This window comes from Kribbella polygonati (genome assembly GCF_050320105.1).
GTDB lineage: Bacteria > Actinomycetota > Actinomycetes > Propionibacteriales > Kribbellaceae > Kribbella.
Window position 1 is genome coordinate 372,394 of sequence record NZ_CP190129.1, and the last position, 14,464, is coordinate 386,857.

At 70.1% G+C, this 14,464-nt stretch carries 13 protein-coding genes; 10 read left to right on the forward strand and 3 right to left on the reverse strand.

Going from position 1 to position 14,464, the window contains the following annotated elements:
- Positions 1 to 3: 3 nt before the first annotated feature.
- Positions 4 to 1,191 carry an RNA-guided endonuclease InsQ/TnpB family protein gene (locus ACQHIV_RS01655; RefSeq protein WP_427890953.1) on the reverse strand — a complete coding sequence of 396 codons (1,188 nt, stop codon included), beginning with the start codon at positions 1,189 to 1,191 and terminating at the stop codon, positions 4 to 6.
- Positions 1,192 to 1,426: 235 nt separating this feature from the next.
- Here ACQHIV_RS01655 and ACQHIV_RS01660 point away from each other — a divergent pair, with 235 nt between their 5' ends.
- The 4 genes from ACQHIV_RS01660 (at position 1,427) to ACQHIV_RS01675 (ending at position 4,632) form a co-directional block, all read left to right on the forward strand.
- Positions 1,427 to 2,209, forward strand: coding sequence for an electron transfer flavoprotein subunit beta/FixA family protein (locus ACQHIV_RS01660; protein ID WP_427890955.1), 783 nt, complete (start codon positions 1,427 to 1,429; stop codon positions 2,207 to 2,209).
- 10 nt (positions 2,210 to 2,219) lie between these two features.
- Positions 2,220 to 3,167, forward strand: coding sequence for an electron transfer flavoprotein subunit alpha/FixB family protein (locus ACQHIV_RS01665; protein WP_427890957.1), 948 nt, complete (start codon positions 2,220 to 2,222; stop codon positions 3,165 to 3,167).
- A gap of 126 nt (positions 3,168 to 3,293) precedes the next feature.
- Entirely contained in the window at positions 3,294 to 3,518 is a 225-nt protein-coding gene (locus ACQHIV_RS01670) for a hypothetical protein (protein ID WP_427890959.1), read from the forward strand.
- 685 nt (positions 3,519 to 4,203) lie between these two features.
- Complete coding sequence (locus ACQHIV_RS01675; protein WP_427890961.1) at positions 4,204 to 4,632, forward strand: hypothetical protein; 429 nt, start codon at positions 4,204 to 4,206, stop codon at positions 4,630 to 4,632.
- A 148-nt stretch (positions 4,633 to 4,780) separates the two neighbouring features.
- Here ACQHIV_RS01675 and ACQHIV_RS01680 read toward each other — a convergent pair whose 3' ends face one another.
- A complete protein-coding gene (locus ACQHIV_RS01680; RefSeq protein ID WP_427890963.1) occupies positions 4,781 to 6,304 on the reverse strand; it encodes a hypothetical protein in 1,524 nt (507 codons plus the stop codon).
- A gap of 110 nt (positions 6,305 to 6,414) precedes the next feature.
- On the opposite strand from ACQHIV_RS01680, the gene ACQHIV_RS01685 reads away from it, so the two are divergent.
- The 6 genes from ACQHIV_RS01685 to ACQHIV_RS01710 all read left to right on the forward strand — a co-directional run bounded on the left by ACQHIV_RS01685 (position 6,415) and on the right by ACQHIV_RS01710 (position 13,696).
- Positions 6,415 to 7,617 carry a cysteine desulfurase family protein gene (locus ACQHIV_RS01685; RefSeq protein ID WP_427890965.1) on the forward strand — a complete coding sequence of 401 codons (1,203 nt, stop codon included), beginning with the start codon at positions 6,415 to 6,417 and terminating at the stop codon, positions 7,615 to 7,617.
- A complete protein-coding gene (mnmA, locus tag ACQHIV_RS01690; protein ID WP_427890967.1) occupies positions 7,617 to 8,705 on the forward strand; it encodes a tRNA 2-thiouridine(34) synthase MnmA in 1,089 nt (362 codons plus the stop codon). The genes ACQHIV_RS01685 and mnmA overlap by 1 nt, the downstream gene beginning before the upstream one ends.
- Positions 8,702 to 9,670: a methionine synthase vitamin-B12 independent gene (locus ACQHIV_RS01695; RefSeq protein ID WP_427890969.1), complete on the forward strand. Its 969-nt coding sequence runs from the start codon at positions 8,702 to 8,704 to the stop codon at positions 9,668 to 9,670. Before mnmA ends, ACQHIV_RS01695 begins: the two co-directional genes overlap by 4 nt.
- A 36-nt stretch (positions 9,671 to 9,706) precedes the next feature.
- Positions 9,707 to 11,809, forward strand: a complete 2,103-nt coding sequence (gene ligA / locus ACQHIV_RS01700) for an NAD-dependent DNA ligase LigA (protein ID WP_427890970.1) — start codon at positions 9,707 to 9,709, stop codon at positions 11,807 to 11,809.
- A 101-nt stretch (positions 11,810 to 11,910) separates the two neighbouring features.
- The gene (locus tag ACQHIV_RS01705; RefSeq protein ID WP_427890972.1) at positions 11,911 to 13,455 is read left to right on the forward strand and encodes a hypothetical protein; all 1,545 of its coding nucleotides are present in this window, start codon (positions 11,911 to 11,913) and stop codon (positions 13,453 to 13,455) included.
- A gap of 16 nt (positions 13,456 to 13,471) precedes the next feature.
- Positions 13,472 to 13,696: a hypothetical protein gene (locus ACQHIV_RS01710; RefSeq protein WP_344188287.1), complete on the forward strand. Its 225-nt coding sequence runs from the start codon at positions 13,472 to 13,474 to the stop codon at positions 13,694 to 13,696.
- Positions 13,697 to 13,752: 56 nt separating this feature from the next.
- On the opposite strand, the gene ACQHIV_RS01715 is transcribed toward ACQHIV_RS01710, so the two are convergent.
- Positions 13,753 to 14,397: an ACT domain-containing protein gene (locus ACQHIV_RS01715; RefSeq protein WP_427890974.1), complete on the reverse strand. Its 645-nt coding sequence runs from the start codon at positions 14,395 to 14,397 to the stop codon at positions 13,753 to 13,755.
- Positions 14,398 to 14,464 lie beyond the last annotated feature (67 nt).

The following is a 14,464-nucleotide window of genomic DNA, read 5'->3' on the forward strand; positions in this document are numbered from 1 at the left end:
GGCTCACGCTGCCTTTCCAGTCGGCGACCGGACAGGTCTTCCGCGATCAGCACCATCCGGGTTCAGACCTGCCCGGTTGAGCATTACACGCGCGGAGTTCTTGTCTCTGGGCGAGACCGCTCCGCACGCGATGCAGGTGTAGGTGCGCTCACCCAGCGGCAGTGCGTGCTTGGCTCTCGCTCCGCACTGCGCGCAGTCCATCGTGGTGTGCGCGGGGTGTACCAGCAGGACGGTCCTGCCGTGCTTGTGCCCCATCTCGACAGGGGCCTGCTTGGTGGCCGCGATGGCGGCGTCGGCGGCCTTCCTGGCCATCGTGGACCTGGTGAGGAATCTCGGACGGAAGTCCTCCACGGCCAGCGAATCGTGGTCGCGGACGACCCGCTTCGCCCACTTGCGCGCGTAGTCCTGACGCTGCCGTGCGACTTTCTTCAGCACCTTCGCACGCCGCTTCTTCGCCTTCCGGTACCCGTTGCTCTGCGGTTGGCCCTTCGGCCTGCGGCGTCGCGATGCCACCTTGTTGACGGCTGCCAGTTCCGCCGCTGCCTGCCTTCCGAAACCAGGGTGTGGCAAGTCATGGCTGTCGCTGGTGGTCGTGGCGATCTCCTTGACTCCCCAGTCGATCCCCAGGGCAGCGCCCGTGACAGGCAGCCGCTGTGTCGCGGTCTTGACGACGAACGACGCGTACCAGTGTCCCAGCGAGTCGCGGTAGATGCGGACGCTCGACGGCGCCGATGGCAACTCGCGGGACCACACCACGTTCACGGTGATGTTGCCGACGAGATTGAGCTTGCGACCCCTGAGCCTGAAGCCCGGGCGGGTGTAGTTGAGACTCGGGTCTGCCAGGCTCCGCTTCTTGAAGCCGGGCATGCCTGCCCGTCTGCGCAGCGGGAGCCTGCTGGCGATGTCTTTGATCGCCTTGGCGCGCGACTTGCCGAAGTCGCGGATGATCTGTTTCTGCGGAAGTGACGCACCCGCCCGCAGCCACGCGTGCTCGGCCCGCCAAGCCGTGCACATCTTGTCCAGTGCCGCAGGCCCGATCCTTTGCCCCCGTTCGTACGCAGCCTTGGACTCGGCGACGCACTGGTTCCAGACCCAGCGGCAACGGTCCCACTCCGACAGCAGCAACTGTTCGGCGCTCGATCCGACACGTAGCCGGTAGGTGTACCGCGCTGAAGTGGTCGCCGCGTCCATGGCTCCACATCCTGCACCTGGATCACGACAATTTCTGACGTCGCCCCCGGCGGACGTGTGCCTGTGCACCGAGCCATGGACCGCCTGGGTCAGGCTAAGGTGCGTCAGTACGGCGCCGGAGTGCCAGCCGGTGCTGCGCTGACTGTGATGGGACTCGCACCGGACGTATGTTTCTCGCGGGTAACATCCATGGCAGGCTTGGAGAGACCGTTAACCAGAAGGGGTCCCACACGCTATGAAGATCGTCGTCTGCGCGAAGTTCGTGCCGGATGCCACCGCGGACCGCCGCTTCCGCTCGGAGGACAACACGGTGGACCGCGCCGGTGTCGACGGGCTGCTGTCCGAGCTGGACGAGTATGCCGTCGAGACCGCGCTGACCGTGAAGGAGGCCGGCGACGCCGAGGTGACCGTTCTCACGGTCGGCCCGGAGCAGGCCGCGGACGCGGTGAAGAAGGGTCTGCAGATGGGTGCCGACGCCGGCGTCCACGTGCTCGACGACGCGATCCACGGTTCGGACGCGATCGCGACCTCGCTGGTCCTGTCGAAGGCGCTGGCCAAGCTCGAGGCCGACCTGGTCGTGTTCGGGATGGGCTCGACCGACGGCGGCATGGGTGTCGTTCCGGCGATGGTGTCGGAGCGGCTCGGGCTGCCGGCCGTGACGCTGGGCTCGGAGGTGACCGTCGACGGCCAGACCGTCCGGATCCGCCGCGACGGCGACACCGCGAGCGAGACGATCGAGGGCACGCTGCCGCTGGTGCTGTCGGTGTCCGACCAGGCCAACGAGCCGCGGTACCCGTCGTTCAAGGGCATCATGGCCGCGAAGAAGAAGCCGGTCGAGACCTGGTCGCTGGCCGACCTGGAGCTGACCCCGGATCAGGTGGGCGGGTCCGGCGCGTGGACCGAGGTGGTCGAGGTGACCGCCCGCCCGGCGCGCACCGCCGGCACGATCGTCACCGACGAGGACGGCAGCGGCGCTGCCGAACTGGTCGAGTTCCTGTCCACCAACAAGTTCCTCTGAGGGGCGCGTTATGTCGAACGTTCTGGTTCTCGTTGACCACTCCGCGGGCGCGGTCCGCAAGACGACCGCCGAGCTCCTCACGATCGCCCGCCGGCTCGGCGAGCCGGTCGCCGTGTTCATCGGTTCCGAGGTGCAGGCGGCGCTGCCGGCGCTGGGGCAGTACGGCGCCACGAAGGTGATCGCGCTCTCCAACCCGGAGCTCACGCAGTACCTGGTGGCTCCGAAGGCGGAGGCCCTGCAGCAGGTCGCGGCCAAGATCGAGCCGTCCGCGATCCTGATCTCGTCGAACGCCGAGGGCAAGGAGATCGCGGCCCGGCTCGCGGTCAAGCTGGACTCCGGCCTCATCACGGACGCGGTGGACGTGCAGGAGGGCCCCGTCACCACCCAGTCGGTGTTCGCGGGCAACTTCACCGTGCAGGCGAAGGTCACCCACGGCACCCCGATCATCACCGTCAAACCGAACGCCGCGACCCCGGAGGCCGCTGAAACCTCGCCGGAAGTGGAGGAGTTCGACGTGACGATCTCCGACGCCGCCAAGACCGCGCGGATCACCGACTCCAAGCCCCGCGAGGCCACCGGCCGCCCCGAGCTCACCGAGGCCGCCATCATCGTCTCCGGCGGCCGCGGCACCGGCGGCGACTTCGGCCCGATCGAGGCGTTCGCCGACTCCCTCGGCGCGGCGGTCGGCGCGTCCCGCGCGGCGGTCGACTCAGGCTGGTACCCGCACGCCTACCAGGTCGGCCAGACCGGCAAGACGGTATCGCCGCAGCTGTACGTCGCGGCCGGCATCTCCGGCGCCATCCAGCACCGCGCCGGCATGCAGACCTCGAAGACGATCGTCGCGGTCAACAAGGACCCCGAAGCCCCGATCTTCGAACTGGTCGACTTCGGCGTAGTGGGCGACCTCCACAAGGTCCTCCCCACCGCCACCGAAGAAGTAACTAAGCGCAAGTCCTAACCCCCACAGCACGGAGCGGCCGCCCACCTCAGCAGACGGGCCGGCCGCCCGTCCTGAACACGGGAGCGGCCGCGCACCTAGCACCACGCGGCGTCCGCCTCCCGCGGTGGACGCCTCCTGCGGCGGATGCCGCACGCAACCTCCGCACGACCCTGGCACCACCCCGACAGCACCTCCGCACCACCCGACAGCCCGGCCGGCCACAAACCGCCGGGCTGTTGCGTTCCCACCCACACCGGCCGCCACGCCTGCCACCCGCAGAACCCGCAGAACCCGCAGAACCCGCAGAACCCGCAGAACCCGCAGCACCCGCAGCACCCGCAGCACCCGCAGCACCCGCAGTACCCGTAGCACAGGCGACCGGATCAGGTGGCGCCCGATGAATGACCCCGCCCGGCTCCACCCCTCAGCCACACCACGACCAACTGCACGCCGAGGAGCCCGTACGCCGAGGAGCCCGCACGCCGAGGAGCCCGCACGCCGAGGAGCCCGCACGCCGAGGAGCCCGCACGGAACCCTCAGCACTGGGAGCATCCGCGCGGGGACCGCCGCGCACCACCCCTTCGGCCCATGCGGCAGGCGACTCTTCCGACGGGTGCTCTCTCCAACAGCCACACGCCCGAGCCCGGCTGGCCCGTAGCCGTGCCGAGCTCTCGTGTTCACGTGGCTCGTCCAGGCCGGCTCCGATACGGCCCGCAAGCGGTCGCGCCGACAAGGCCCGTCCTACACCGGCTCTTCCAGCGCACGGCCCCTCCAGCGCACCGGCTCCCTCCAGCGCAGCGGTCCCCAGCGCACTGGCTTCTCCAGCGCGCCCGCCACCGAACCCAGCAGATCTGGCGACAGATGTCGGCATGCAGCAACCGCACAACCCATCAGCTTGGGCGACCTACAGCTGCCGCCGTGCTGTTGCGTCTCGCCCTTGGAGGGGCTTCAGTCCACACCGGGAACACCCAGTGTGGACTGGCGACAAGGTATGGCCTGTCCTCAGTCCCCATAGCGTGTTCCCAGTGTCCAAGGGGTATCGCAGGTTCGCGGGATGCGCCGCCTGCTGCTTGCCGAAGCGGGGGTCCGTGATCGCGGTGGAGGTTGGGCGGCGGGCGCCTGGGGTACGTCGGAGTCCGTCCGCGTCGGGCTGGTTCGCGTACGCCGAGTCGGCGCCGCGCCGCTCACAACCTGCCGTCTCCAGAAGCACGTCGGCCTGATGACGCCGGTGCTACTGACCGGTCGCCGGTTCACGACGTACGTGCACCCGCTGCCCGCGCCGGTGACCGGGGCCCGTCTCGCGTTGTGCGTGCGCGTGGTGCCTGTGTCGGTGGGCGGGGCTTGTGTCGCGTCGTGCGTGCACCCGGTGCCTGTGTCGGTGGCCGGGGTCTGTCTCACGATGTTCGGGCGTTTGGTGCTCGCGCCACTCAGCAGGCCGGGCCCCTGGAAGTACGTCGGCTTGGCAGTCGCTTGCGAGTGGTAGATCGCGAGCCGGCCGCGGTAGCGGGCAGAAGGCTGGCGCTAAGCCGGGGGTGGGAGCGCGCGTCGCAGGGGTGGGAGGGAGCGGTGCGAGTGGAGCACCTGCGGAGTGCGCGGGGGTGACCACCTCCGCACGTGCGTTGGACTTGGGGTCAGGTGGTGGGGGTTAGTTGGGTGCGGAGGTGGGTTAGGTCGGTGGTGATGGATTGGCGGCGGGTGGGGGTGTTGTCGAGGTAGGTGGTGAGGGTGGTGGTGGCGGTGGTGCAGCGGTCGTTGAGGTTGGTTACTTCGCTTTCGGCGCGGGCTCGGTCGGCGGCGAGGTTGGTGCGGAGGTTGCGGTAGCTGTTGAGGCCGATGCCGATCAGGACCAGGCCGACGACGATCCAGAACCAGTGCACGAGGAGCCCGAGACCGAGCGCCACCAGTACGCCCGCGCCGAGGAATCCGATCGGTGCCGCGAGTTGCCTGGCGGTCGGGCCGCCGACGCGGGACGTGATGGCGGCCGCCGCGGCCGCCAACTGGAGCTGGTCGGGGCCGTCCTTGCGGATGGTGACGGTCTGGGTGCCGCTGTCGACGGAGACCTCGGACGGGCCGGGCTGGTCGGCGGTGTGCGCGAGGCTTTCCACGGCGGGGAGGACCGATGGGCTGATCACCCGGAGCGCGGTTGCGGCCAGGTGGGGTTCGGCGGCCAGGGCGAGGTCGTCGGCGAGGAGGGCGTCGACCTTGCCGGCGGAGTCCGAGAGGGTTTCGGCGGATTCGGCGCCGCCGGTGACGCGGGAGCGGAGTACGGCGATGCGGGCGAGGGTCTGGCGTTCGGGTTCGCTGCCTTCGGAGATCAGGAGGCGGAGCAGGGCCGCGGTGCTGTTCTTGTCCGGTTCGGTGGCGTCGGCGGTGAGGTTCGGGTCGGGTTCGCGAGCCTCGGTGTTGCCGAGGATGGAGTCGACCGCGTCCCGGACCCGGCTCAGCCGCATCCACGCGTCGTCCTGCTTCTCGGTGCCCTTGAGCCCGCGCGGCCGGGCCGTCGTACTGCCGCGGGACTCGAGCCGGCTCAGCCAGGCCCCGTCGGGGGACATGGCTGCCTGCAGACGCCGTACGACGAGGTCCAGCGACTCGGCGCTGAAGCCGCCGCGCGCGGCCGTCGTCCACAGGACGCGCTGGACCCGGGTCAGCGTGCCGTCGTCGGACGGTACGCCGAACGCCGCGTCGATCCACTCGTTCCGTACCTGGTGACGCTGCCCGAGCGCGGCCGACGCCAGCGCCAGGAACGTCGACGTACGGCGCTCGTCGAGCTTGATCGCCGTACTCACCGCCTCCTCGTCGGGGGTGCCGGCGTGCAGCGAGACGAGTGCGGCGACGGCCGGCTCGAGCCAGTACTGCGGTACGGGACGGCCGGCGGCGGGGAGTTCCGCGCCGGCGGCCATCGCGCTCAGGACGCGGGTGGCGTAGCGGCGGAGTTCGGCGGCGTCGATGAAGGCGACGGTCTCCTGGCGCAGGTCGGACAGCTCGACGAACGCGTCGAACGCCCGCGACATGCTGTCCACCCGGCTCTGCAGGCTGCCCTGGATCCGGGACAGCTGCGAGCGCAGGCTGGACGCCTCCGACCGCGCGTACGACATCTCGCTCTGCAGGTCCGACAGCTGCTGGTTCTGCCGCCGCTCTGTCCACCAGTCGCTCATGTCTCCGCCTTCCGTACGCGATGAACCCCCGGGGAAGAATGACGCGCGGGCGGGTCACGCGGCTCCCGGGGAGCGGGAACATCCGCAGCGGACATACCCTTGAAACCGATATGACTTCCTCCGACCGTCGTACGGTGTATCTGGACCACGCGGCGACGACCCCCATGCTCCCGGCCGCGATCGAGGCGATGACGCTGCACCTCGGCCGCACCGGTAACGCGTCGTCCCTGCACGGCTCCGGACGGTGCGCACGCCGTACGGTCGAGGAGGCGCGCGAGTCGATCGCCGCCGCGCTCGGCGCCCAGCCGAGCGAGATCGTCTTCACGTCGGGCGGTACGGAGGCGGACAACCTCGCGCTCAAGGGCCTCTGGTGGTCCCGGCTCCAGCAGGACCCGCGCCGCCGCCGGATCCTGCTGAGCGGGATCGAGCACCACGCGGTCCTCGACCCGGCGGTCTGGCTCGGGCAGCACGAGGGCGCCGAGATCGAGTGGCTGCCGGTGGACGAGCTCGGCCGGGTGCGGCCGGACGATGTACGGCGGGCCGTCGAGCGGGACCCGGAGACCGTGTCGTTCGTCACGCTGATGATGGCGAACAACGAGGTCGGCACGCTGCAGCCGGTCGCGGAGGTGGCGGCGATCGCGCAGGAGTACGGCGTACCCGTGCACACCGACGCGGTCCAGGCGATCGGGCAGGTGCCGGTGGACTTCGCGGCGCTCGGCGTGGACGCGATGACGGTGTCGGCGCACAAGCTCGGCGGTCCGTTCGGGATCGGTGCGCTGGTCGTGCACAAGGAGACGCAGCTGACGCCGATCCTGCACGGCGGGGGACAGGAGCGCGACGTACGGTCGGGCACCCTCGACGCGCCGGCGACCGCCGGGTTCGCGGTGGCCGCCGAGCACGCGGTCGAGCACCAGGCCCTGGAGGCAGCGCGGCTGACCGAGCTGCGGGACACGTTGATCCACGGCATCACCAGCACCGTCGAGGGCGCCAAGCTCTCCGGTGATCCGGCCGGCCGTTTGCCCGGTAACGCACACTTGTCCTTCAGCGACTGCGAGGGCGACTCGTTGTTGCTGCTGCTCGACGCGCGCGGGATCGAGGTGTCCACCGGTTCCGCGTGCAACGCCGGCGTCGCCGAGCCCAGCCACGTGCTGCTCGCGATGGGGTACGACGACCAGCGGGCCCGCGGCTCGCTCCGGTTCACTCTCGGGCACACCTCGACCCGGGCCGACATCGACGCGGTCCTGGACAACATCGGACCGGTCGTGGAGCGGGCGAAGTCGGCCGGACTGCAGAACGTGGGAAGGAACACCTGATGCGGGTACTCGCAGCCATGTCCGGCGGAGTGGACTCCGCGGTCGCGGCCGCGCGGATGGCCGAGGCCGGGCACGACGTGACCGGCGTGCACCTGGCGCTCAGCCGGAACCCGCAGTCGTACCGCAGCGGTGCGCGCGGCTGCTGCACGATCGAGGACTCCCGCGACGCCCGCCGGGCCGCGGACGTGATCGGCATCCCGTTCTACGTCTGGGACCTGGCCGAGCGGTTCCACGCGGACGTGGTCGAGGACTTCGTCAGCGAGTACGCCGCGGGCCGTACGCCGAACCCGTGCCTGCGGTGCAACGAGAAGGTCAAGTTCAGCGCCGTACTGGAGCGGGCCCTCGCGCTCGGGTTCGACGCGGTCGCGACCGGGCACTACGCGCGGATCGTCGACACCTCGTCCGGACGGGAGCTGCACCGGGCGGTCGATCCGGCCAAGGACCAGTCGTACGTGCTCGGAGTGCTGACCCAGCAGCAGCTCGCCCATGCCTTCTTCCCGCTCGGCGACACGGTCAAGACCGAGGTTCGCGAGGAGGCCGAGCGGCGTGGGCTGTCGGTGGCCGCGAAGCCGGACAGCCATGACATCTGCTTCATTGCCGACGGCAACACCGCGGGCTTCCTGGGCGCACAGCTCGGCGAGGCGCCGGGCGACATCGTCGATGCACAGGGCAACAAGCTCGGCGAGCACCACGGCACCCACGGCTTCACGATCGGCCAGCGCAAGGGCCTGAAGATCGGTACGCCGGCCGCAGACGGCAAGCCCCGCTTCGTCCTGGACATCAGCCCGGTGGACCGCACCGTGACGGTCGGATCCCGCGCAGAGCTGGCCGTGTCCCACCTGACCGCCTCCAAGCCCCGCTGGTGCGGCCCCGCGCCGGCCGCCGAGCTGCACGCCAAGGCCCAGCTCCGAGCCCACGGCGAAGAGGTACCTGTGGTCGCAACGGTCCAGGGCGATCGCGTAGAGGTCTCCTTCGACGAGCCCACCTCTGCCGTCGCCCCGGGGCAGGCCGTGGTGCTGTACGACGGCACCCGGGTCATCGGCTCGGCCACGATCGACAGCGTCCAGCGCGTCAGCGCCGCCGTATGACCACGACCGGTCTGGGCTCGGTCCCGGGCGACGACATCCGCGAATGGATGCGCGCAGTACTCGAGCTGGTCGACCTCCCGTTCCTCCCGGAGCTGCCGGCCCGCCCGTACGGCGACATGATCAGCCGGAGCATCGCCGTACTCACGGAGCTCGCGGCTGACCTGCAACCCGTCGGGTGGCGCCTCACAGGTGGTGGAGACGCCAGGGCCAGCCTTGACCAACGGCGGGCTCGGGCCTTGCTTCAAGAGGACCTGGATGTGCTGGAGGAGTACGCCAACGGGTACCAGGGCCAGCTGAAGGTACAGGTCACCGGCCCGTGGACGCTGGCTGCTGCCGTAGAGCGGCCGCGGGGTGACAAGGTGCTGGCGGATCACGGTGCGCGGCGGGACCTCGCGCAGGCGTTGGCGTACGGCGTGGAGCAGCACCTGGCCGACGTACGCAAGCGTGTGCCGGGCGCCGAAGTGGTGCTACAGCTGGACGAGCCGGGGCTGCCCGCCGTACTGGCTGGTGCTGTACCGACGGCGTCAGGCTGGAGCAAGCACCGGTCTGTGGACGGTCCTGGTGCTGTGGAGCTGCTGAGCCTGTTCCCGCCGAGCGTCGTGCACTGCTGCGCTGCACGGCCGCCGATCGAGGTGTTCACCAAGTCCGGCGCCAACGGGATCGCCGTGGACGTTTCACTGCTCAACAACGCGGCATGGGACCAGGTCGCGGCCGCAGCGGAGGCAGGCATCAAGATCTACGCGGGCGTCGTGCCGACCACAGGGGCGATCCCGCGACCGGAGCAGGCCGCACGGCCACTCGTACGGCGCTGGCGCGAGCTCGGGCTCGACCCAGAACTCCTGAAGCAGGTGGTGATCACGCCCGCGTGTGGACTCGCGGCCGCGCCGTCGCCGGCGGACGCCCGAGCGCGCCTCAAGCTCCTCCGCGACATCGTCGACGTGGTAGGCGAAGCCGCCAGCGAGTAACGGAAAACTGTCCGTAGGGCCATGTAAGTTCTGCTTATGAGCGAGAACGTTGGGGCGCCCGCGGATGTCCGGACGCGGCATGCGGAGCTGAGCCAGGAGATCGAGGACCACCGGGCGCGGTACTACCTGTCCAGCCCGATCATCTCGGACGCGGACTTCGACGCGCTGATGCACGAGCTGCAGGGCATCGAGGAGCAGTACCCCGAGCTCCGCACCCCGGACTCGCCCACCCAGAAGGTCGGCGCCCCGATCTCGACGCTGTTCACGCCGGTCGACCACCCGATGCGGATGGAGAGCCTCGGCAACGCGTTCTCCGCCGAGCAGATGGAGGCCTGGGCGAAGCGGCTGGAGCGCGAGGTCACGGTCCAGCAGATCGTGGACAGCGGGTTCCTGTGCGAGCTCAAGGTGGACGGCCTCGCGCTGGACCTGGTGTACGAGAACGGCAAGCTCGTCAGCGGCGCCACCCGCGGCGACGGGCGGACCGGCGAAGACGTCACGCCGAACGTGCGGACGATCAAGAGCATCCCGGAGCACCTGCACGGCGACGACCTGCCGGCGTTCCTGGAGGTCCGCGGCGAGGTGTACTTCCGGGTCGAGGACTTCGAGGAGCTGAACGCCCAGCTGGTCGAGGCCGGCAAGGACGTCTTCTCGAACCCGCGCAACAGCGCGGCCGGATCACTGCGGCAGAAGGACCCGCGCGTGTCCGCGGCCCGTCCGCTGCGGTTCGTCGTGCACGGCCTCGGCAAGGTCGAGGGGCACACCTTCGGTCGGCTCTCCGACGCGTACGGGCAACTGAAGGCGTGGGGCCTCCCGGTCAGCGACCGCGCCCGCCGGGTCGGCACGCTCGACGAGGTGAACGAGTTCATCGCGTACTACGGCGAGAACCGGCACTCGGTGGACCACGAGATCGACGGCGTGGTGGTGAAGGTCGACGAGCTCGACCTGCAGCGCGCGCTCGGGTCCACGTCGAGCGCCCCGCGCTGGGCGATCGCGTACAAGTACCCGCCCGAAGAGGTGAACACCAAGCTCATCGAGATCGAGGTGAACGTCGGCCGCACCGGCCGGGTCACCCCGTTCGCGCACATGGAGCCGGTCCGGGTGGCCGGGTCCACCGTGGAGTACGCGACCCTGCACAACGCCAAGGAGGTCGCCCGCAAGGACGTCCGCCCGGGCGACACCGTCGTACTGCGGAAGGCGGGCGACGTGATCCCCGAGGTGCTGGGGCCCGTGGTGGACCTGCGCCCGAAGGGGCTGCCGCCGTGGGAGATGCCGACGCGGTGCCCGTGGTGCGACACGGTGCTGGCGCCGGCCAAGGAGTCCGACGTCGACATCCGCTGCCCGAACTCGCAGTACTGCCAGGGGCAGCTCCGGGAGCGGCTGTTCTATCTGGCCGGGCGATCCGCGTTCGACATCGAGGGGCTCGGGTTCAAGGCGGCGGACGCGCTGATCAGTGGCGGGCTGCTCGCGGACGAGGGCGACCTGTTCGCGCTGACCGAGGAGAAGCTGGCCGAGAGCGAGTTCTTCACGACGAAGGCCGGTGCCCTGTCGGCGAACGCCCGCAAGCTGCTGGCGAACCTGGAGGAGGCGAAGGCCAAGCCGCTGTCGCGGGCCATGGTCGCGCTGTCGATCCGGCACGTCGGGCCGACCGCGGCGGCCGCGCTGACCGAGGTGTACGACAACATCGACGACGTCCGGGCCGCGAGCGAGGAGCAGCTGGCCGAGATCGAGGGCGTCGGGCCGACCATCGCGCAGGCGATGATCGAGTGGTTCCAGGTGCCGTGGCACCAGCAGATCGTCGACAAGTGGCAGGCGTCCGGCGTGCGGATGCGCGAGGAGCGAACCGGTCCGACGCTGCCGCAGACGCTGACCGGGCTGTCCGTCGTGGTGACCGGGACCGTCGAGGGGTTCAGCCGCGACGAGGCGACCGACGCGATCGTCGGACGCGGCGGGAAGGTCGCGAGCTCGGTGTCCAAGAAGACGTCGTTCGTCGTGGTCGGGGACTCGCCGGGGTCGAAGTACGACAAGGCCGTGCAGCTCGGCGTACCGATCCTGGGCTCCGCGGGGTTCCGGGTGCTGCTGGACGACGGGGCCGAGGCGGCGGCCGCGGTGGCGAGTACGCCGGCGGCCGGGGAGTCCTGAGACTCGCCGAAGAATTCGCGGGCCGGACGGATCCGCCGACGGGGCTGAGCCGTCCGACTGTTAACTTTGCACGTCGAGATCTGGGTCAGAAGGAGCAACATATGACGACGCCGCCGCAGGGACCGTGGGGTCCTGGGCAGCCGGGGGGCCAGCCAGGCGGGCAGCACGGGGGACAGGGAGGTGCGCCGCAACAGCCTCAGCAGGGTGGGTGGGGACAGCAGCCTCCCGCTCAGGGTGGTGGCTGGGGGCAACAGCCTCAGCAACCGCAACAACCTCAGCAGCACGGCCAGCCGCAGCAGGGCCAGCCGCAGCAGGGCCAGCCTCAGCAAGGTCAACCGCAGCAGGGCCAGCCTCAGCAGGGGCGCCCGCAGCAGGATCGGCCGCAGCAGGGTGGCTGGGGACAGCAGCCCGGCCAGCAGGGTCAACCCGGTCAGCAGGGCCAGCCTGGTGGTGGCTGGGGTCAGCAGCCGCAGCAGGGCGGCGGTGCGTACCAGCAGCAGTCCTGGGGTCAGCGTCAGCAGCAGCCGCAGCAGGGTGGTTGGCACCAGCAGCAGGGCGGACAGCCCGGGCAGTGGCAGCCGAGCGGCCAGGGTGGCCCGGGTGGCGGCAAGGGTCCGGGCGGCATCAGCAAGGACAAGCTGCCGCTGGTGATCGGCGGTGGCGTGGTCGGCATCGTGCTGATCGGTCTGCTGGTGTTCCTCGGCATCCGCGCGTTCGGCGGCGGTGACGACACCCCGGCGAGCCAGCCGACGACCGGCCAGAGCCAGGGCGGCGACCCGTCGACCTCCCCGACCACAAGTGGCGGCACCGGCGGCGAGCTCGGCAACGCGACCGGCCAGGCGAAGACCGTGACCGACAAGCTGCAGGGCATGGGCTTCGGCTGCAGCGACCTGTTCAACACCGGCCAGGGCGCGCACCGCGGTTGCTTCAAGCTCGACGGCAACAGCCGGTCGTCCCAGGTCATCTTCCAGTTCAAGTCCGACGGCACGATCATCGCGACCTCGGTCGAGGCGCAGGACCTGGACAACAACAACAACGCTCAGGTGGCCTTCGGCCAGTCCTTGCAGGCGATCGGTAACGACACCTTCGGCGGCGACTCGGTCTCGAAGATCCAGGATGCGGTCAAGACCGGTCAGCGGTCCGCGGAGGTCGGAACGACCTGGGGGTCGTTCCAGCTCAGCAACGACGGTTCCCGGCTGAGCGCGTCCGGGCACAAGAACGGCGAGGAATCGCTCGATCTGCCGGATCAGACCTTCGACACCACGGCTGCGCAGATGACCGCGGCGATGAAGGCGAAGTCGTACGCGTGCACGAGTTCGTGCCGCAAGGAGGTCGCCAAGTACGGCTCACAGAGCGTGTACTTCTTCGCCAGCGAGGGCAAGGGGATCAAGAGCCTCGACATCCGGGCGTCGGCAGAGAGCAGCAGCGCCGTGAAGGCCGCGATGACGTCCGTGATGGGCGACACGTTCGGTGTCCTCAAGGGCGGGAACGTGGCCGCGGTAAAGGCGTACGTCGAGGCACACAGCGACGGCAAGCAGTACGCTGCCTATGTCGGCGGCTGGTACGTCGAGATCGACAGCGACAACAGCTCGAGTGGCTACGGGTCGCAGGAGGTCACGATCAAGTACGAGTCGTTCTACGCCTGATACACGGAGGCCGGATGTGAAGTTCCCCCGGGAGAAGCGGGAGTCGCGGACGGTGGCCCAGCCGCCGCCCGAGGCCGTCCAGCGCGTCGACGGCGGCGGGGCCTGGGGCCCCACCCAGTTCGACCTCCCGGACCGGAACGGCTCGAACAGCCAGGCCATCCTGATCGTCACCCTCGTCGGCGTCGTCGTCCTGCTGATCATCGCCGGCCTCTGGGCCCTCGCCTACTTCCAGTTCACCTGAGCCGGAACGTCACGAACCCCGCTCGCCTCGGCGAGCGGGGTTCGTTGTTGTACGGGTCAGGCGGTGGCGCGGATGGTGACGGCCAGGGAAGCCAGGTAAGAGAGGCGGGCTACCTCGGAGCCGAGGAATTCGGGGCCGCCGCGGCGGCCGATGACCAGGACCCGGCGGTCGGACTCCAAGGGAGCCGCGACCAGGACGGACTCGGCGAGGCCCTTGTGGTCCGGGGCTTCGAGGGTGGTCGCCTTCGCCAGCGGCAGCCAGCGGCCGGCGACGTCGCCGAACTCCGGGGTCGCGCTGGTCTCCAGGGCGACCTTCACCTCGCTGCCGGTGCCGTCCAGCAGTGCCGCCCAGTCCGCGTGCAGCACGGCCGGGGACTGCTCGACCAGGATGTCGATCGCGTCCGCGGGTGCGGACGTCATCTGCTCGACGGCCTCGAGATCCATGTGCAGGCCGCCGCCGGCGCCGTACCGCGAGAACCAGATGACCTCGACGTCCGGGACGCTGTTGCAGGCCGAGACCAGCCGGTCCGGCAGTACGCCGGGCGGCAGGTCGACCACGATGTCGTCGACCGCGGTGCCGTTCTCGCGGCGGTGCTCGACGATCTCGATCGCGTGGATGTCGGCGTTCACCTCACCGAGGGCCGTTGCCACGACGCCCAGCGAACCGGGCCGGTCCGGGATGATCAAGCGCAGCAGGAACACCGAACGATCATCTCCCAGCCCATCACCGTGCGCGTAACGCCTTGTCGCCGCCCATGTTACAGAGCGG

Coding starts and splice junctions, on each gene's coding strand:
- ACQHIV_RS01670 (WP_427890959.1), top strand. CDS start 3,294: ATGCCGCACGCAACCTCCGCACGACCCTGGCACCACCCCGACAGCACC.
- ACQHIV_RS01680 (WP_427890963.1), bottom strand. CDS start 6,304: ATGAGCGACTGGTGGACAGAGCGGCGGCAGAACCAGCAGCTGTCGGAC.
- ACQHIV_RS01655 (WP_427890953.1), bottom strand. CDS start 1,191: ATGGACGCGGCGACCACTTCAGCGCGGTACACCTACCGGCTACGTGTC.
- ACQHIV_RS01660 (WP_427890955.1), top strand. CDS start 1,427: ATGAAGATCGTCGTCTGCGCGAAGTTCGTGCCGGATGCCACCGCGGAC.
- ligA (WP_427890970.1), top strand. CDS start 9,707: ATGAGCGAGAACGTTGGGGCGCCCGCGGATGTCCGGACGCGGCATGCG.
- ACQHIV_RS01695 (WP_427890969.1), top strand. CDS start 8,702: ATGACCACGACCGGTCTGGGCTCGGTCCCGGGCGACGACATCCGCGAA.
- mnmA (WP_427890967.1), top strand. CDS start 7,617: ATGCGGGTACTCGCAGCCATGTCCGGCGGAGTGGACTCCGCGGTCGCG.
- ACQHIV_RS01665 (WP_427890957.1), top strand. CDS start 2,220: ATGTCGAACGTTCTGGTTCTCGTTGACCACTCCGCGGGCGCGGTCCGC.
- ACQHIV_RS01685 (WP_427890965.1), top strand. CDS start 6,415: ATGACTTCCTCCGACCGTCGTACGGTGTATCTGGACCACGCGGCGACG.
- ACQHIV_RS01705 (WP_427890972.1), top strand. CDS start 11,911: ATGACGACGCCGCCGCAGGGACCGTGGGGTCCTGGGCAGCCGGGGGGC.
- ACQHIV_RS01675 (WP_427890961.1), top strand. CDS start 4,204: ATGCGCCGCCTGCTGCTTGCCGAAGCGGGGGTCCGTGATCGCGGTGGA.